The following is a 17,834-nucleotide window of genomic DNA, read 5'->3' on the forward strand; positions in this document are numbered from 1 at the left end:
GGAGCTTAGCAATGACCACCGCGGACCTTCCCCACACATCATCCTCGGCACGCGCAGCCACCCCGCCGGCCCCTTTCGGAACAGACGTCACCTGGACCAACTGGGGCGGGAACCAGAGCGCCACGCCAGCCTTCACCGTCCGGCCGAGGACTGAACAAGAAGCGCTCGACGCCGTTCGTTTCGCGATCCGCGAAGGCTTGCCCGTGCGGGCGGTCGGCTCGGGGCATTCGTCCTCGCCACTGGTTCAGACGGGGGGCGTCCTGATGGACATGTCCGCACTATCGGGGATCACCGGAAGCGACCCTGTCCGGCGTCGTGCCAGAGCCCTTGCCGGCACCACCATCAATGCCTTCGGCGATCCGTTGTGGGAGCAAGGCCTCGCGCTGGCCAACCAAGGCGACATTGATAAGCAGCAGATCGCGGGGGCACTCTCAACCAGCACCCACGGCTCCGGGAAGGATCTGGGGAGCTTCTCGTCAAGCCTCCGTTGGGTGAAGCTGATCAATGGTTACGGCGAGATCGTCGAAATCGGCGAGGGGCAGCTCCGCGAACTCAAGGCCGCTCAGGTAGCTTTGGGTACGCTCGGGATCTTCCTCGAGGTGGAGTTGGCGGTTGAGGACCGCTACTACCTGCAAGAACAAATCACGTACCCCACTTGGGCCGAGACCACCGCAACGTGGCAGTCCGACATCGACGCGAACAGGCATTACTCGTTCCTCTGGTGCCCGGAAGAAGGCTCGTGCGAGCTCCTGGACCTCCCTGGAGCGCCAGGCCTGAGCATGGCAAACCGCAGCTACACCAAGCGGTACAACATCGCGCAGATCCAGGACGAGCAAATTTCGGGTACGGAAGGTGCCCGGCTGGACCGTTCGTACCGTATTTACCCGGGCGGATTCACCACGCCGTTCCATGAACTCGAGTACTTTGTGCCGAGCGACGTTGGACTGGCCGCTGTCGAGGCCGTCCAGGACCTGATCCGAACCAAGCACTCTGACCAGAAATACCCCGTGGAGGTTCGCTGGGTGAAGGCCGACGAGGGCTACATGTCCCAGTTCCAGGGACGCGACACCACCGTCATCACCCTGACTACCGAACCCGGGACCGACTACTGGCAGTTCTTCCGTGATGCCGATGCGGTGCTGCAGGAATTCGAGCCACGTGCACACTGGGGAAAGATCCATTTCATGACCAGGAGCCGTTTGGAACGCCTCTACCCGGAGTTGGACACCTTTATCCAAGTACGGAGGGAGTTCGATCCGCGCGGAATATTCCTCAACGACCACACCCGTGCCCTTCTAGGCTGACCGAGCGAAATTGGGTCCGATACACCCGTTTGAAACTTTGGAATGGTAGTTTGATCTCTGATTTAGCCAGAGACTCGTACCCACCGGAGGATATTCCATGCTCAAAGGTTTCAAGGACTTCGTTCTTCGCGGCAACATCATCGAACTGTCCATTGCCGTCGTCATCGGCACCGCGTTCACAGCCTTGGTGGCGGCTTTCACCACCAACATCGTCAACCCGGTCATCGCCGCCGCCGGCGGGGTCAACGCCGAGGGCCTGGGCTTTTCGATCTGGCCGGACAACGCGAAGACATTCGTCAACTTCGGCGCCGTCATCACGGCGTTCGTAACCTTCCTGATCACGGCCGCCGTGGTGTACTTCATCTTCGTGGCGCCCATGAACAAGATCAACGAACTGACCAAGCGCCGCGCCTCCATCGAAGAACCGGAGGACGAACCGCTGCCGGCCGACACCGCCCTGCTTGTTGAAATCCGCGACCTCCTGACCGAGCTCGCCGCCGCGAACAAGAGCAACGAGAACGCCCGCTAATTTTCGGGCGCTACGGCCAGTTCGGCGCGTCCGGTCGGCGCCGAACTGGCCCACATGGGTGCTGCCCAAGATCGTGACGCAGACGCAACCCACCTGAAACAGGGCTCGGGCACGATAGTGCCATGAAGCCGAACACGAGGACTTCCGCTACAGCCGAGCTCTCCTGCGAAGTGTGTGGCCAGATGCCCGAGGCTCCGAAGGCCCGGGTCACCGTGGCCCAAATCGCCGTGATGCTGCCCATCGAACTTCTCGTGCACGCCGCCGTGGTTGAAACGCAACTTCCTTACCTGGCCAAGGTGCTCCTCCTGACGGTGACCGCGACGGTCCTGGTCATCTGGGTCGCCGAGCCCTCCGCGGCCAGGATTCTGCGGCGCTGGATCCACGCGCCGGCCCTCCGCCACCGCAGGAAGCTCCATTCGGCCCCGGCGCTTTGGCGGGCGAGGACCGTGCTCCGTGACCGGCCGGGGTCCCTCCAACGCATCACCCAATCGCTCGCTCGGACTGACATCAACATCCTCAGCATCCATGTCCACCCCGTGGATGGCGCCGTCCTGGACGAATTCGTGTTGTCCGCCCCGGGCCACCTCGGCGAGCAGGAGCTGCTGAGAGCGCTCGACGACGGCGGCGGCCGGGATTCGCACGTGTGGCCTACCACGGCACTCGCTATGGCGGACGGCCAGACCAAGGCCCTGAGCCTGGCTGCCCGGATCGCCGACAACCCCGACGAACTGCCGCTGGCGGTTGCGGAACTCCTCTCGGCGAAAATCGTCACCCAGGAACCTGTTGGGTCGGCCGCTGAGGCGGGCGCCGCCGTCGGGCCCTCCACGACGCTCCTCAAGATTCCGACCGCCTGGCACGGACCGCTCCTGTTCTCCCGGCCGGGCGAGCCGTTCACGCCGGCGGAATCGGCACGCGCACATCGGCTCGCCGAGTTGGCGGAAATCCTGGCGCACACCCGGAGCGCCGACGCCAAAGACCGGGACTAAACGCGGCCGACAACTGGAAGGTGGTGGCGGGATGAGCGCCATGGAGATGAGGGAGCTGGATTCCGCAGGGGTGTCCGTTCCCGGCCAGCACGGCGCCGAGGCGGTGGCCACGAGCCGGGATCCCCACCACTGGGGCCGGGCGATGGCCGTTGCCATCAGCAAACTCGCGGACCAGTTGGCAAGCGAGGACGGGCATGAAGCCCTCGTAGGCCGGGATCTATGGCTCCGCATCACGACGGATCCGGACGGCGTACGCATCACGGTCTGGTGTTTCCCGGAGGAGTAGCGAGGACCCAGGGGCACCCGGATTTCGCATCGTGAACCCGAGGCAGGTGCCGGCAATTTCCGCAGGTACAGTTTGTCGGGTGACTACGAAGATTGATCTTGAGCGTGCTGCCAATACCCTCCGGACGTGGGCATTGGATGAAGACCTGAAGCAACGTGTCATGTCCACCCCGGCCTTGGCGACAATGGCTTCACGCGTGGCAAGGCGATACTCGGCCGGGGACTCCGCGACTGACGCCATCGAGGTAGCTGCGGCGGCGGTGGCCCGCGGGCATGCCGCGAGTATCGAATACGCCGGCGAGAGCGTGCGCAACGCCGAGCTCGCACGCTCGGAAGCAGGGGTGTTCCTTGAGCTGGGCGCTGCCCTCGGGAAGAGCGGCGTACCGAGCACCATCTCTTTTGATCTGTCCCACCTCGGCGCTCTCGTGGACCGCGATCTGGCCCTCCACCATGTACGCCAGCTTGCCGCGATCACTGAACCGTACGGAACGGGGCTGATGATCTCAGCCGAAGGTTCGGATCGGACCGATTTGGTCCTCGACCTGTACGAAGAGCTCGCGGCCGAGATCCCCCGCGTCGGCATCACGCTCCAAGCCCGCCTGCACCGCACCCCCGGAGACCTCGAGCGGGTCCTTCGTTACCCGGGTACGGTCCGGCTGGTCAAAGGCGCGTTCCTTGAACCCGAGTCCGTCGCCTACCCTCGCAACAGCGTCGAACTCACTGCCGCCTACCTCGACCTGGCGAGCCAGCTCATCCTCTCCGGCCACTCACTCTCGCTCGCGACACACGACGACGAACTCGTCAACACGCTCATCGCCAGGCACGGCGAGGCACTGAAGACCGACGCGATTGAATTCGAGATGCTCCTCGGGCTGGGGACCGATCTACTGGACCGGCTCCACAGGGACGGCTACAGGACGCGCGAGTACGTCATCTTCGGTGGCGAGTGGTGGCTGTACGTCCTCAACCGCATCGCGGAACATCCCGAGCGGGCGCTGACCGCTCTCGCCGACCTCAACCCGAGCTAGGCCCTCCCAATCCTGGGCGCCTCTCGACGCCCTAAACGCCTCGTGACCCGGGATATCCCTATCGACACCGGTATTCCCGCGTCGCCAGACTTTCTCCTCGTCGCTTAACCAGTTGCGCGTCGTGGGGTCTGGAGCGCGTCGTGGGGTAGACAGCGCGTCGTGGGGTAGACAGCGTGTCGGCAGGCAGGAACGCGCGCGAACACCCCGGTATCCCATGCCCCACCCGGGCAAGCCTAGGGATCGTGTCGGTATCCCATTCCCTGCGCCGCTCGGGTGAGTGAGCCTACATTCCGCCATACTTCACGCCCGGTCACATTCTGTTTCTTCGCTTTGTATACCAAAACTCTTGACAGTGCGCCGGGTCACATCTAATTTTGATTTTGGGATCCCAAAGCGGGATCCCAAATGGACCCAACGAACCGGCAGCGTCCCTCCTCCCAGAAAGAGGACCGGCCGCTACAGTTGCCGCCGGCGCGAGTCCGGCTGCCGCGGCAACCCGCACCCAGCTCAACAAGTCAAGACTTTCCCCGCTCCTCAAACTCCCCCTGAAGGAGAAACTGTGTCTCTCCAAAACACCGAAACAGAAGCGCATGCCGTCGAAGGAAAAGCAGAAGAAAAGGACGGCGTGCAGCGACGCACGAGCGTCCGTTGGAGGCTCTTCGTCCTGCTGCTGATCCTGGTAGCCGTCAACTACATCGACCGCGGCTCCATTTCCGTGGCATTGCCCATCATCCAAAAGGAATTCAACCTCGCACCGGAGCTCGTCGGGCTCCTGCTTTCGGCATTCTTCTGGACCTATGCCCTCATGCAGATCCCGGTCGGCTTGCTCATCGACAAGTTCGGCCCCCGCAAGGTCGTCACGGCGTCGTGCATCGGCTGGGGTGCCGCAACGGCAGCATCCGGCCTGGCCGGCGGCTTCCTCAGCATGTTCATCGCCCGCCTGGGGATCGGCGTCGCTGAAGCGGGCGTCATGCCGGCCGGCGGCAAGCTCAACGCCATCTGGATGCACAAGAAGGAACGCGGCCGCGGCGCCACGATCCTCGACGCAGGCGCCCCGCTCGGCGCCGGCCTGGGCGGCATCCTCATCACCTGGCTCATCGCCTCAACCGGCAGCTGGCGCTACTCGTTCATCATCGCCGGCGCGGCCACCGTCCTCATGGGCCTGGCGGTCTGGTGGTACGTCCGGGACAATCCGCGCAACCACAAAGCCGTCAACGCTGCCGAGGCCGACTACATCGAGGCCTCCCACGCCGAGGAGGACGCCGAGGCCACGAAGGACGGCGTCCAGGGCAAGCGCGCACTTCTCCCCTACCTGAAGTTCCGCTCTTTCTGGGCCATGTGCTTTGGCTGGCTCGGATTCAACGGCGTGTTCTACGGGCTGCTGACGTGGGGCCCCCTCTACCTGGCCCAGGCCAAGCACTTCAACCTGAACACCATCGGCTGGTCCACCTTCGTGATCTTCGGTGCAGGCTTCGTCGGCGAAATCCTCGGCGGCGCCATCGCTGACAAGTGGCGCGCAGCCGGCGCCTCGGCCAACCTGGTCATGCGCACGCTGCTGGGCATCTCCAGCGTCGTGGTGGTCGGCGGCCTGGTTGGCGTGACGGTCGTCGCAGACCCGATCACCGCCGTCGTGCTCCTCTCGGTGGTCCTGTTCTTCCTGCGCTGGGTGGGCCTCTTCTGGTCCATCCCGGCCATCCTCGGCGGCCGCACCAACGCTGGCGTCCTGGGCGGTGCCATGAACTTCAGTGGCAACATCGCAGGGTTCGTCACCCCGATTGTGGTAGGCCTGATTGTCGGGGCCACCGGCTCCTACACCTGGGCACTGCTGTACTTTGTAGGATCCGCCGTGATCATGGGCGTCTCCGTCCTGACCCTGAACTACAACAAACGGCTTCCGGTCTAACTCGCCTGACCGGGCCGGCCGTGCGGTCCTGAACCGCCGCACGGCCGGACGCCTCCGGGTTGCCGGGCGCAAGGACCCAAAAGAACACGAATGGAGCAAAGATGCTGATTGCAGAAGAAACCCCCACCACGGACCGTCCCCTCCGGGAATCCGTGCGGGACGCCATCCGTTCGCGAATCTTCGAGGGTCACTACGCGCCCGGCACCCGGCTGGTGGAGAGGGACCTCGCAGCCGAATTCAACGTGTCGCGACTCCCCATCCGCGAAGCCCTCCGCATGCTGCGGCAGGAAGGCCTCATCCAGGACCGGGCCTCCCGCGGTTCCGAAGTGGCAGGCTTGAGCCCCAAAGACGTCGAGGACCTCTTCGACGTCCGCCAGTCACTCGAAGTCCTCGCCTGCCGCCTGGCAGCGGCCCGCGCCACGGACAAGGACCTCAAGCACCTGGCCGGGCTCCTCGATGAAGCCGATCGCTTCCTTGCGAAAGGCTCAATCCTCGAGGCGCACCGCGCCAACAGTGAATTCCACGATGCCATCACGGCCATCGCCAACAACGATTTTCTCCGCACCGCGTTGGAACCGCTCCAAGGCCGTATGCACTGGCTTTTCCGCCACGTGGACGACCTGCCGGAACTGATCCAGGAGCACCGCGATCTCTACGCCGCCATCGCCAGCGGCGATGCGGAGCGCGCCGCTACCCAATCGGCGTCGCACATTGGAAAGTACCGCGAGCAGTTCCCCCAGAACGAGCCCGCCACAGAACTCAAGCTGCAAGGCAAACGACCATGAAATTGCTAGTCATCAATCCCAACATCAGCGCGGATGTCACCGCGCTGATCGACGCCGAAGCCCGCCGCTCGGCGGGGGCTGACACCGAGCTGATCGTCCGGACCGCCGGACATGGCGTCGAATACATCGAGACCCGCTTCGAAGCCCTCATCGCAGCCGGGGCCGTCGCCGAAATCATCGCCGAGCACTGCGGGGGCGATCCGGCGGCGGACCGCATAGACGGTGTCGTCGTGGCCGCCTTCGGCGACCCCGGGATGCCCGCCCTCAAGGAGCTCACCGACGTGCCCGTCATCGGGATCACGGAAGCCGCCCTCTGCGCCGCGGCCCTGCAGGGCCAACGCTTCTCCATCATCGCCATTTCGGACCGCATCACCGCTTGGTACCGGGACTGCGTGGAGCATTTCGGGCTCGGCAGCCGGCTTGCTTCAATCCGTTCCATCAACCAGAGCCTCAACGGCATCGGCACGGTGCAACAGGATTTCAAGGAAACCCTCCTGGCGCTGAGCCGCCAGGCGGTCGCGGAGGACGGCGCCGACGTCGTCATTCTGGCAGGTGCCCCGCTTGCGGGACTCGCACGCGAGCTTGAAGGACAGATCCCCGTGCCCGTGGTGGACGGGATCTCCGCCGGGATCCGCATGACCGAAGCGGTTGTGGCGCTGCAATCCGGTTTCCACCGCCAAGGCGCTTTTGCCCCGCCGCCCGTCAAGCACCGCCGGGGGTTGTCCGAAACCCTCGACGCCGCCCTGACCGCCATCCAGTCCGCCGCCAGCACCTCAGTTACCGCCAATGCTGTCGCAGCGGCCGTTCCAGCCGGAAAGTAGGGATCACCGTGAACATCCCCGATCTCGTCATCGCCCACGGCACCGTAGTCAACAGCTTTGGCCGGCAGGCCGCACACGTCGTGGTCGACGACGGCCGCATCACCCAGCTCATCGACGCCACAGAACCGGTCCCCGCAGCCGCGCGTACCATCGACGCGTCCGGTAAGTTGGTCATCCCCGGCGGTGTGGACGGCCATTGCCATGTGGCCCAGGTGACCGGGCGCTTCCGCACCCTCGACGACTACCGCACCACCTCAACCGCAGCCCTGTGGGGCGGCACCACAACCATCATCGACTTTGGTATTCCGCGTGACGCCCAGGAATCCCCGCTGGACGCCGTCCTGAACAAGAAGCGCTTGGCCGCCGAATCCCGCTGCGACGTCGCGCTGCACGGCTCCGTGGTCAGTTGGGACGAGACCGTGCCCTGGCAGCTGGAGCAACTCGCCGCCGAGGGCATCCGTTCGGTGAAGATGTACACCACCAACCGCGGTTCCACCATGGCCGACGGCGACACCATCCTGAAAGTCATGCGCGAAATGGTGCGTCTGGACGGACTCACATACATCCACGCGGAGCACGATCCCATCATCGCCGACTGCACCGAACAGCACGCCGCGGACGGCCGGATCGGCATTGAGCACTTGCATTCCACTCGGCCCGAGCTCGCCGAGGAAACTTCCGTCAAAGAGACCCTCGCCATGGCGGAGTACACGGGAGCGCCGGTCTACTTTGTGCATCAGTCGACGCCCGGCGCGGTGGATCTGGTCGCTGAGGCCCGCGAACGCGGCCAGGAGGCCTACTCCGAGACGTGCCCGCACTACTTGACGCTGGATGACACCGTCTACGGCTCAAAATTCCCCGAGTGGTATGCCTGCTGCCCGCCCATGCGCAGTGCTGAAACCGTCGCCGCGCTGAAGGAACGTCTCGCGGCCGGAGCAATCCACACGGTGTCCTCGGACCACTCCTGCTACGACCTCTCACAAAAGCGCGAGCGCACCGACGATGTCCGCTTCATGCCGCACGGGCTGCCCGGCGTCGAGACCCGAATGCCCGTCACGTTCACCGCGATGGCGCCCAACAGCACAGTGGAGGACTTCGTCGAGGTCTTCTCGGCCGGTCCCGCGCGGATCAACGCCGTGCCCGGCAAGGGCACCATCGCGGCAGGGTTCGACGCCGATCTGGTCATCTTTGATCCCGCCGAAGAACGCGAGGTCGACGGCGGCGCGCTCCACATGGGAACCGACTTCTCGCCTTTCGAGGGGAAGACGCTGAACGGCTGGCCCGCCGTCGTCGTCTCCGCCGGACGCGTGGTGGTCGACGACGGCGGTTTCCACGATCCCGGCCCCGTGGGCCGTTTCGTTGCCCGAAACGGCTTCGCCGCACACCGCGACGCCCAGTCCGCTCGAAAATCGCCGTCCGTTCCTGCCACCGTTTCTGCTTAGGAGAACCATGCCTTCCGAACACCGCCCCACCCGCATTGGCATGATCGTGCCGTCGTCCAACACCTGCCTTGAGCCGCAGAGCTACCGGATTCTGGGTGACCGCGAGGACGTCACCATCCACTTCACGCGCATTCCGGTCACGCGCATTGCACTGGATGATTCCTCGGACAAACAATTTGATTCGGCCGTGATGAGGGAGACCGCGGCATTGCTCGCGACGGCGGACGTGGACGTCATCGCGTGGAACGGAACCTCGGGCTCCTGGCTCGGTGCCGCGCATGACGAGGCCGTGGTCCGGGAAATAATGGAGGCCACCGGGATCCCGGCCACGACCTCCACGTTGGCCTACCTTGAGGCCTTCAAGACGTTCGGCACGGAAAGGATCGGCATGTTCACGCCCTATACCGGGGACGTGAACCAAGCCGTCATCGAGTCATATGAGCGCGAAGGAATCAAAACGGTGGACCACCGCCACATGGATCTCAGCAACAACGAATCCTTCGCCCGGGTCACGGACGCGGAAATGCTGCCCGGGTCCTTGGAACTTGCCGCCTCGAACCCGGACGCGCTCATTTACTTGTGCACGAACCTTTACGGCGCCAACATCACCGCGGAAGTGGAGGAAACCACCGGGGTGCCGGTGCTGGATTCCGTAGCGGTGACGCTGTGGCATTGCCTCAAGCTTGCCGGAGCGCCGTTACTGTCTCCCAAGTGGGGCCGGCTGCTTGCAGAACTGCCCTAGGAATAGTGCCCTAACGTCACAGGGGATGGATGTTCTCCGCCTGGGGGCCTTTCGGGCCCTGCACGACGTCAAACTGGACCCGCTGATTCTCGTCCAGTGATCGGTACCCACTCGAGGCGATCGCCGAGTAGTGGGCAAAGACGTCCGCCGAACCGTCGTCGGGGGCAATGAAGCCGAAACCCTTCTCGGCGTTGAACCATTTGACAATACCTGTTGCCACGGCCGTGTTCCTTCTCTGAATCTGACTGACCACCGGTTTCAAACCCGATGCCCCCGAACGTATACGTCCGCTTCCTCAAACCTACGGTGCGGGGTTCGGGGGCGCAAGGATCTCCGGAGGGCAGGCCGCTGCTTTCTTTCCAGGTGTCCGAATCTTGAGGATTTCTTGCTCCTCTGTATGGCGGGATCTTGAAACTGGGGCGGCAAAGTGGTTGACGATTAGCGTCGTCGGCCATAAAGGAGAACACCAATGGGGTTGTTCCGGCGGCGGTTCGAGGCGGCAGCGCCAAAGATCCACGTCGACATCCTCGAAGACCACGCACTGCTCCGGGAGAGTCTGGCTTCTTGGCTTGAGGCCAACGCCACAACCGTGAAGGTGGTGGGCCGGTTCGGCTCCTGGGCCGAGCTCGCAGCCTCATTGGGACAGTTGTCAGATGTTGTCCTGTTGGACATCATCCTTGGTGACCGAATCCCGTTGCGCTCCAAAATCCAGGCCATTCTCTCTACCGGATCACAAGTGGTGGTGTGCAGTTGCCTCACGACGCCACTGGTGATCCGTCAAGCGTTCGACGCCGGCGCCATGGCCTACATACCCAAGACGGCGGGGGCCGAAGTACTCACCACAGCCGTGCTCGCCGCGGCGCGCGGCGAGCAGTTCGTCCTGCCCGAGCTTGCCGGCGTCTTTGACGTCCCGGGGCCGCGGATCCGCCTCACCCCGCGCGAACACGAAGCCGTCACGCTGTACTTGGGCGGCTCGGGCGGGACAATGGCCGATGTCGGCGCGAGCCTGGGGATCAGCGCCGACGGCGTGAAGAAGCTGCTCGTCTCGGTCCGCCGCAAAGCCCACGACGGACCGGAACCGCTCAGCCGGCCCGCGCTCCGGGAGCTTCTGATCGCCGATGGCTGGTTGCTTCCTGATCAGTGACGGCTGTGCCTCCCCGCGTGGCCAAGGCCGCTTCCTAGAATCGAACCATGACGATGCAGAGCCGTTCGAAAGTCGCGGTTGTGACGGGGGTCGGTCGACGGCGCTCGATCGGGGCGAGCCTCGCGGTCGGTTTGGCGCGCGACGGCTGGGATCTCGCCCTCAACTATTGGCGACCGTACGACGATCGCGTCGGACTGGAGGGCAATGCCGACGACCCCGAGTCCATCGCCAGCGAATGCCGCGCGTTGGGGGCCGCCGTCGAACTCGTCCCGGGCGTCTTGAGCGATCCAGAGGTGCCGGCTGAGCTCATCATCAGGGCTGCAGGCGCCCTTGGTCCGGTGACAGGTTTGGTCATGTCGCACTGCGAATCAGTGGACAGCTCGATCCTGACGACCGACCTTGAGAGCTGGGACCGCCACTTCGCAGTCAACGCCCGGGCGACTGGCTCCTCATCAAGTCGTTCGCGGAGCAACTAAGGGAACCCGCTGTCCCAGGCGCCGTCGGCGGCCGGATTGTCGCACTGACGAGCGATCACACTGCTCACAATCTGCCATATGGTGCAAGCAAGGGAGCCCTCGACCGGATCGTCACAGCAGCCGCCGTCGAGCTGGCAGACCGGGGCGTTCGTGCGAACGTGGTGAACCCGGGCCCGATCGACACCGGATGGATGGACGAAGCGACGCGCAGCCGGTGCATCGGCGCGACGCCCGCCGGTCGGCTCGGCACGGCCGAGGACACGGCAGACCTGGTGAGATTCCTGTTTTCCGGCCAGGGCTCGTGGATGAATGGCCAGATTCTTTACAGCAACGGGGGCTTCAAGGTCGGCTGAGCGGGGGTCCTTGCTGCTAGGCGATGACGTCTCGGGATGAGACCACCCGGGCAAAACCGTCTCCAAGGGCTGCGACGAATGCTGAGTGAACCATCTCGCCCGGGACCCGGACCCCGCCAAACTCAAGATCCGGGGCGGCGCATGCGTCATGGACCAGAACAACGTCGAACCCCTGTTCCGCGGCTGCCCGAACACTGGAGTCCACGCACATGCTTGTCATCATTCCGACCACCACCAGCTCACTTGCTTCTAGCCGCTTGAGCACGGCGCCAAGTTCAGTGCCAATAAAGGCATTTGGCGACGCCTTGGTGATCACAACTTCCTCTGGGAGCGGGCGCACCGCGTTGTGGATCTCGACGCCGGCGGTCCCCGGTCGCATGAAGCTCGCCTCCCGTTCGTCCCACACATGCTGGACGTGCACCACTGGCTCGCCGCTCTGCCGGAAGATCTCAATAACAGATGCGGCAGCGGCAACCGCCATATCTGAACCGGCAAGAGGGTATGCGCCTCCGGGAAAGTAGTCGTTTTGAACGTCGATAACAAGGAGTACGCGACTCACGCAAATTCCATCCTGTTGTTGTAGTGCATAATCATGAAAGAGAATGCCATTCGCTTTCATGATTATGCCCGATCCGCACCAAAGTTGCTGCGGCCCACACTAAACCCGGCCCCGGGCCGGATCCGATGGAGGAACACCATGTCACGCATTACCACCGGCCAAAGCAGGGTCACCGTTGACAACTGGCAGGAGCCAGCGAATCTGCCGTGGTCCTTCCTTCACATGGATGAGCTGTTCGCGAACGCCGCGATTCGCGCCGTGGCCAAGGACTCTGCCAGCCCACTGCAGCGGGCGATGCCTGAGGATCCCCTCGGGCTCCGGGGCGTGGTTGTCCGCCTGCCGGACGGCTCGGACAGAACCGTCGAGGAAGTCCTGGCGGCCACCAGCACTGATGCCTGGATGGTCCTGCACGGCAATGAAGTTCTCGTCGAGGAGTACTTCGGGGCGATGAGCCACGATACCAGGCACCTGCTGATGTCCGTCAGCAAATCCATCGTTTCCTCGGTGCTCGGCGTCCTAGTGGCGCAAGGGAAAATCGACACCGCCCAGCCGATAGAGCACTATGTTCCCGAGCTCCGCGCCAGCGGCTACGGCGGCGCCACAGTGCGGGACATTTTGGACATGCGCAGTGGCATCAAGTTCTCGGAGGAATACCTCGACGCCAGCTCCGAGGTCCGGAAGCTGGACGAGGCCGTGGGCTGGGCGCCCCGTAACGGCGGAGCAGGCACGCTCAAGGAGTTCCTGCTGACCTTGGAACAGGTCCGTGAACACGGCGGCCATTTCGAATACCGCAGTTGCGAGACGGATGTGCTCGGTTGGCTTTGCGAAGCCGCGAGCGGGAAGCAGTTCGCAGAACTCGCCTCTGAGGTCCTCTGGTCCCGGATGGGTGCCCGCCACGACGCCTTCATCTCCCTCGATGCGGCCGGTACGGGCATGTTCGACGGCGGCATCTGCGCCACGCTTGGGGACATGGTCCTGTTCGGAGCCATGATCCGCGACGGCGGGGTCTCACTGAACGATGAGCGGATCCTCGAGTCTGACTGGGTTGACGACATCTTCACCGGCGGCCCCGATTCCGCAACGGCCTTCGCGGCTGGCGATCATGCGGAAGGGATGCCGGGAGGCAAGTACCGCAGCCAGTTCTGGTTCCTCTCGGACGATGCGGATACGGCATACTGCCTCGGCATCCACGGGCAGATGGTCTACATCAACCGGAGGTCAGGGGTAGTGGGGGTCAAATTCTCTTCAACAGCGCTGCCGGTTGATCCTGCTGCGGGCCCTGCAGCCGCCGCGATGTTCGAGGCGATCAGCCGCCGGCTGACACCCTGAGCGGGCACTGACGGACCGCCACCCCCGCCCTCGACGGGACAGGGGTGGCGGTCTGCGGCGGCTAGGCAGTCCTCGGCCTAGAGGAGCCCGACCTTCGTCATCAGCTCGGTGACCTTCTCGCTGTTGAGCTTGGCGGGGTCCACCGAAGGTGCCTGGAGGTCCTTGAGCGGCACAAGCTTGGAGTTGGCCGGCACGTCGGAGCCAACGGTGTACTCAAAGGAGTCGCCGTTCTGGAGAACCTGCTGACCCGCTTTGCCCGTGATGAACTTCAGGAACTCCTGGGCTTGGGCCTGCTTCTTGCTGGACGCCAGAACAGCGCCGCCGGAGACGCTGACGAACGCACCCGGGTCCTGGTTCTTGAAGTAGTGGAGATCAACGTTCTTGCTGTTTTCGCCGGTCTGGGCCTGGTCCACGAAGGAGTAGTAGTGGTACAAAACTCCCGCGTCGACCTCGCCGGCGTTCACCGCTGCGAGCACCGGAGTGTCGTCCTTGTAAGACTTGAAGTTGGTTTTGGCCGCCTCCAGCCATTTCTGGGTGGCATCTTCTCCCTTGAGCGCAAGCATCGCGCTGACAATGGCCTGGAAATCAGCTCCTCCCGTGGACGCGCCGATGCGTCCCTTCCACGAAGGGTCCGCGAGGTCCATCAAGGACTTGGGAAGCTGGCCCGCGCTGAGCTTGGTCTTGTTGTAGGCCAGCACGGTGGAGCGGGCCGCGATGCCCGTCCAGTCGCCGGTAGAGGGACGGTACTGCGCAGGGACCTGGCTGAGGGTTGCCTGGTCCACCGGTGCGAGCAAGCCGGCACTCGCGATGCGGACCATGGCCGGGGAGTTTTCCGTGAGGAAGACGTCCGCCGGGGAGTTCTTGCCTTCCTCACTGAGCTGGTTGCTCATTTCAAGGTCATCACCGTTGCGGAGCGTAACTTTGATTCCCGTCTCCTTGGTGAAGGCGTCCACCCATGCGCCAGTAAGGTTTTCATGCTGCGCGTTGTATACGACGATGCCGTCGCCGCCGGATGCCGCGCCGGCCGTTGAACCACCGCTTGCGGTACCGCTTGGTGCGCCGCTACACGCAGAAAGTGCCAGCAGCGTGGCCGTGGCGGCGGCAAGGGCCGTAGCGGGTTTGATGCCGAATTTCATGGGGGGCCTTTCAGGGGTTCCGGCCGGGACCGGAATGGTTGGGGGTAGCCCTACCCTTCATGCAGAGCGGCCCGACGAGTCGGGGGAAACGGTCACGAGATAGGCAAGGCAATCCTTACTGTAATAACAACATGCCACTGTTGCGTAATTCTGAGCGGGCCGAGATCGACTGTTACGGCCGGGAACGCCGGGCGTTAAATCTGCTCCTGCTGGCGTAAGGAAACCATTAAGGAGCGACGACGGCCGCTCCGTTTGGTGGTCTGATGAAGACAGGACGCACCGCCTATTCGGGCTGACCCTTCGTAGGAGCTGAATTCACCATGAAACGCACCGCCCCCAGCAAAGGAACGGCACACGATAACGAGCTTGCCGGCGCGGATCCGGAAGACTACGTCGTTGTCGATGAGCTCGGTGATTTCACGTACTATCCGTCCAAAACTGCCATGCTCGAAGACCTTGAGTACGTTGACGAAGCAGCCAGCATTCTTGACCGGGCGGGCAACAACTTCCACTTGACTTTGGAGGAGGGCCGGAAACTGACCCTGGGGTCCTCGTTCGGCCGAGTCGAATTCACGTGGCTCCGCCAGACCTGGATCAACGATCGACGCCGCGAACCGAAAGCGCATCGATTGCTCCGTCTCTACCCCACAACGCTCGATGCCCTTCTGGCTGGAATATTTGAAACCCTGAGCCTGGAACTCGCCAGCAGCGCCACCGGTTCGCCCTGGGTATTGGATGTATCGGGAGAAGAGGCCCGCCCCGCAACGCTCAGGGACGTCGATGGCCTCCTCGCGCGGCTGGATCATCTTGAACGAGTGACTGTGCGAGACCCCTTCGGACACGAATACCGGCCGATCCGTCATACAACACACCGCCTCCATGCTCCTGGCGCTGGGGCGATCTACTACGTAGAGATTGAACCCCACGCCGGAGAGGCCGGGCATCCGGACGCTTCTCGCAGTTTGCCGTGAGTTGCTGGCGAATTTCCTCTGTTGCGTGCAAGGATGACCCATACGATCGCACCGGTCCAAATTTTGGGGGAACCATGACCGAGAGCACCAACCTGCCGGAAAACACCCAGCCCGGCAGCAACGAATACGGCGCATCACAGCGTCCCGAGCCTGAGTTCGGAATGAGCTGCCCGAATGCCCCCGGCCCGCAGATTCCCCCTTGGCATCCGGAAGCCAACCAGACTCAGGCAACAGTGTGGCCGCCCGCTCGCCCGATTCGAACCGCCGAGAACGTGGGCCGAGGCGCCCTGTTCGCCCTCCCGGCCCTCCCGATCGGCGTCGTTCTGTGGCTCGTCATCTGGAATTTTGGCTGGATGTCCTCGCTCGTCACCTTCGCCGCTGCCGCGATGGCGGCCCGTTTCTATGTGATGGGAGCTGGCGGGCTGAGCCGAAAGGGTGTGTGGGTGATAGCGGCTATCACCGCTGCCACCGCGCTTTTGTCTTTCGTCGCTGGAGTCTGGCTGGACGCCGCCAAGTACATCAATAGCCAGCCCTTGTCCTTGATCACCAGCTCCGAGCCGTGGGACCTGATGAACTACAACCTGGCGAACAACCCGGATTTCGTGAAGAGTTACATGGGCGATTTCCTGATGGCGCTGCTATTCGGCGCCTTGGGTTGCTTCTTCACGCTCCGCCGCATGTTCGCCGCCACCAGGAACTCCTAAGACTCACCGGGAAGCGGCGGCTGCGAACCAAGTCCGCGGCCGCCGCTCGCGTTAAGAGCTAGGGCACGACCGCGACCACGTCCATGCCGGCGGCCTCAGCCGTTAGTGAGGGTGATGTCGTCGAGGTACATCCAGGTGTCGTCGGCGGGGGTGGAGCCGTCGAGGTGGACGTTGAACCAGAGGGTGATGGTCTGGCCTTTGTAGGCGGTGAGGTCGGCGGTGAACTGGGTCCAGGTGCCGTTGTTGTTGCAGAGTTTGAGCAGGCTGGCCAGGGTGGTGCCGCTGGTGCTGCGGACCTGGGCTTCCATCCAGTCGTACGGGCAGGCATTGCCGGTGCAGGGGTCTTCCGCGCTGTGGGGCTGGTACCAGAAGGACAGGGTGGTGGTCCCGGTGGCGGGGACGGTGATGGTCTGGGACAGGCTGCTGTCACCGAGCGGCTCGGTCCCCGACGCGAGGCCCAGGAGCGCGGAGCCGGTGCCGGTGTGGGCGGTGGTGGAGGCCGCGGGTGCCCTGACCCCGCCGGTGGTCCAGGCGGTGAGCCCGGATTCGAAGCCGCCGTTGGTGATCGTCGAGGTGGTTGTTCCGGTCGGGGTCACAGCTGCCGAGGCGGCCGATGCCGGGGAGGTGCCGACGGCGTTGGTCGCGGTGACGGTGAAGGTGTAGGCGGTGCCGTTGGCCAGCCCGGTGACGTTGGTGCTGGTGGCGGGCGGGTTGCCGGTGACGGTGACCGGGGCCAGGGTGGTGGTGCCGGCGTGCGGGGTGACGGCGTAGGAGGTGATGCCGGAGCCGCCGTTGGCCGGGGCGGTCCAGGACACCACCGCGGAGGCGTTCCCGGCCGTCGCGGTGACCCCGGTGGGGGCGGCGGGCGCTGTCGGGGTGGTCTGGGTGTTGGTGAGGGTGACGTCGTCGAGGTACATCCAGGTGTCGTCGGCCGGGTTGGCGCCGTCGAGGTGGACGTTGAACCAGAGCACGATGGTCTGGCCGTTGTAGGCGGAGAGGTTCGCGCTGAGCTGGGTCCAGGTGCCGGAGTTGCTGCTGAGTTTGAACAGGCTGGCCAGGGTGGTGCCGCTGGTGGTGCGGGCCTGGGCTTCCATCCAGTCGTAGCGGCAGGTGGTGCCGGTGCAGGTGTCGTCGGCGGTGTGCGGCTGGTACCAGAAGGACAGGGTGGAGGTCCCGGCGGCGGGCACGGTGATGGTCTGGGAGAGGTTGCTGTCCCCGAGGGGTTCGGCGCCGGAGGCCAGGCCCAGGAGCGCGGAGCCGGTGCCGGTGTGGGCGACGGTGGAGGCCACGGGCGCCCTGACCCCGCCGGTGGTCCAGGACGTGAGTCCGGATTCGAA

18 protein-coding genes and 1 pseudogene are annotated in these 17,834 nt (G+C 64.2%); 15 read left to right on the forward strand and 4 right to left on the reverse strand.

Annotation, left to right across the window (positions count from 1 at the left end; translation table 11 throughout):
- Positions 1-11: 11 nt before the first annotated feature.
- From ACFVTG_RS16340 to ACFVTG_RS16385, 10 genes are all read left to right on the forward strand, one after another.
- Complete coding sequence (locus tag ACFVTG_RS16340; protein ID WP_390281962.1) at positions 12-1,304, forward strand: D-arabinono-1,4-lactone oxidase; 1,293 nt, start codon at positions 12-14, stop codon at positions 1,302-1,304.
- Between the two features lie 97 nt (positions 1,305-1,401).
- On the forward strand, positions 1,402-1,833 hold the full coding sequence (mscL, locus tag ACFVTG_RS16345; protein ID WP_284756127.1) for a large conductance mechanosensitive channel protein MscL: 432 nt from the start codon (positions 1,402-1,404) through the stop codon (positions 1,831-1,833).
- A 122-nt stretch (positions 1,834-1,955) separates the two neighbouring features.
- Positions 1,956-2,819, forward strand: a complete 864-nt coding sequence (locus ACFVTG_RS16350; RefSeq protein ID WP_390281963.1) for an ACT domain-containing protein — start codon at positions 1,956-1,958, stop codon at positions 2,817-2,819.
- Positions 2,820-2,850: 31 nt separating this feature from the next.
- Positions 2,851-3,105 carry a hypothetical protein gene (locus ACFVTG_RS16355; protein WP_390281964.1) on the forward strand — a complete coding sequence of 85 codons (255 nt, stop codon included), beginning with the start codon at positions 2,851-2,853 and terminating at the stop codon, positions 3,103-3,105.
- A gap of 79 nt (positions 3,106-3,184) precedes the next feature.
- Positions 3,185-4,132: a proline dehydrogenase family protein gene (locus tag ACFVTG_RS16360; protein ID WP_390281965.1), complete on the forward strand. Its 948-nt coding sequence runs from the start codon at positions 3,185-3,187 to the stop codon at positions 4,130-4,132.
- 559 nt (positions 4,133-4,691) lie between these two features.
- A complete protein-coding gene (locus tag ACFVTG_RS16365) occupies positions 4,692-6,035 on the forward strand; it encodes an MFS transporter (RefSeq protein ID WP_284756133.1) in 1,344 nt (447 codons plus the stop codon).
- 101 nt (positions 6,036-6,136) lie between these two features.
- A complete protein-coding gene (locus ACFVTG_RS16370; RefSeq protein ID WP_306964555.1) occupies positions 6,137-6,820 on the forward strand; it encodes a GntR family transcriptional regulator in 684 nt (227 codons plus the stop codon).
- On the forward strand, positions 6,817-7,641 hold the full coding sequence (locus ACFVTG_RS16375; RefSeq protein WP_390281967.1) for an aspartate/glutamate racemase family protein: 825 nt from the start codon (positions 6,817-6,819) through the stop codon (positions 7,639-7,641). Before ACFVTG_RS16370 ends, ACFVTG_RS16375 begins: the two co-directional genes overlap by 4 nt.
- An 8-nt stretch (positions 7,642-7,649) precedes the next feature.
- Entirely contained in the window at positions 7,650-9,083 is a 1,434-nt protein-coding gene (locus tag ACFVTG_RS16380; RefSeq protein ID WP_390281968.1) for an amidohydrolase family protein, read from the forward strand.
- A gap of 7 nt (positions 9,084-9,090) precedes the next feature.
- Positions 9,091-9,825, forward strand: coding sequence for an aspartate/glutamate racemase family protein (locus tag ACFVTG_RS16385; RefSeq protein WP_390281969.1), 735 nt, complete (start codon positions 9,091-9,093; stop codon positions 9,823-9,825).
- Between the two features lie 16 nt (positions 9,826-9,841).
- On the opposite strand, the gene ACFVTG_RS16390 is transcribed toward ACFVTG_RS16385, so the two are convergent.
- Positions 9,842-10,045 carry a cold-shock protein gene (locus ACFVTG_RS16390; RefSeq protein WP_078107248.1) on the reverse strand — a complete coding sequence of 68 codons (204 nt, stop codon included), beginning with the start codon at positions 10,043-10,045 and terminating at the stop codon, positions 9,842-9,844.
- A 249-nt stretch (positions 10,046-10,294) separates the two neighbouring features.
- Between ACFVTG_RS16390 and ACFVTG_RS16395 the strand changes: the two genes are divergently transcribed.
- Together ACFVTG_RS16395 and ACFVTG_RS16400 are read left to right on the forward strand one after the other, a co-directional pair.
- On the forward strand, positions 10,295-10,969 hold the full coding sequence (locus ACFVTG_RS16395; protein WP_390281970.1) for a hypothetical protein: 675 nt from the start codon (positions 10,295-10,297) through the stop codon (positions 10,967-10,969).
- Positions 10,970-11,022: 53 nt separating this feature from the next.
- A pseudogene (locus ACFVTG_RS16400) lies at positions 11,023-11,798 on the forward strand (SDR family oxidoreductase).
- 16 nt (positions 11,799-11,814) lie between these two features.
- Here the strand turns inward: ACFVTG_RS16400 and ACFVTG_RS16405 are convergent.
- Positions 11,815-12,357, reverse strand: a complete 543-nt coding sequence (locus tag ACFVTG_RS16405) for a cysteine hydrolase family protein (RefSeq protein ID WP_390281971.1) — start codon at positions 12,355-12,357, stop codon at positions 11,815-11,817.
- Positions 12,358-12,495: 138 nt separating this feature from the next.
- On the opposite strand from ACFVTG_RS16405, the gene ACFVTG_RS16410 reads away from it, so the two are divergent.
- Positions 12,496-13,686 carry a serine hydrolase domain-containing protein gene (locus ACFVTG_RS16410; protein ID WP_390281972.1) on the forward strand — a complete coding sequence of 397 codons (1,191 nt, stop codon included), beginning with the start codon at positions 12,496-12,498 and terminating at the stop codon, positions 13,684-13,686.
- 77 nt (positions 13,687-13,763) lie between these two features.
- On the opposite strand, the gene ACFVTG_RS16415 is transcribed toward ACFVTG_RS16410, so the two are convergent.
- On the reverse strand, positions 13,764-14,822 hold the full coding sequence (locus ACFVTG_RS16415) for an iron ABC transporter substrate-binding protein (RefSeq protein WP_390281973.1): 1,059 nt from the start codon (positions 14,820-14,822) through the stop codon (positions 13,764-13,766).
- A gap of 320 nt (positions 14,823-15,142) precedes the next feature.
- Here ACFVTG_RS16415 and ACFVTG_RS16420 point away from each other — a divergent pair, with 320 nt between their 5' ends.
- Entirely contained in the window at positions 15,143-15,793 is a 651-nt protein-coding gene (locus ACFVTG_RS16420; protein WP_390281974.1) for a hypothetical protein, read from the forward strand.
- A gap of 74 nt (positions 15,794-15,867) precedes the next feature.
- The gene (locus ACFVTG_RS16425; protein WP_390281975.1) at positions 15,868-16,497 is read left to right on the forward strand and encodes a hypothetical protein; all 630 of its coding nucleotides are present in this window, start codon (positions 15,868-15,870) and stop codon (positions 16,495-16,497) included.
- A gap of 95 nt (positions 16,498-16,592) precedes the next feature.
- Here the strand turns inward: ACFVTG_RS16425 and ACFVTG_RS16430 are convergent.
- The coding region (locus ACFVTG_RS16430) for a fibronectin type III domain-containing protein (RefSeq protein ID WP_390281976.1) at positions 16,593-17,834 on the reverse strand (1,242 nt) is incomplete at its 5' end.

Origin of the sequence: Arthrobacter sp. NPDC058127 (assembly GCF_042884555.1) — a bacterium.
Classification (GTDB): domain Bacteria; phylum Actinomycetota; class Actinomycetes; order Actinomycetales; family Micrococcaceae; genus Arthrobacter.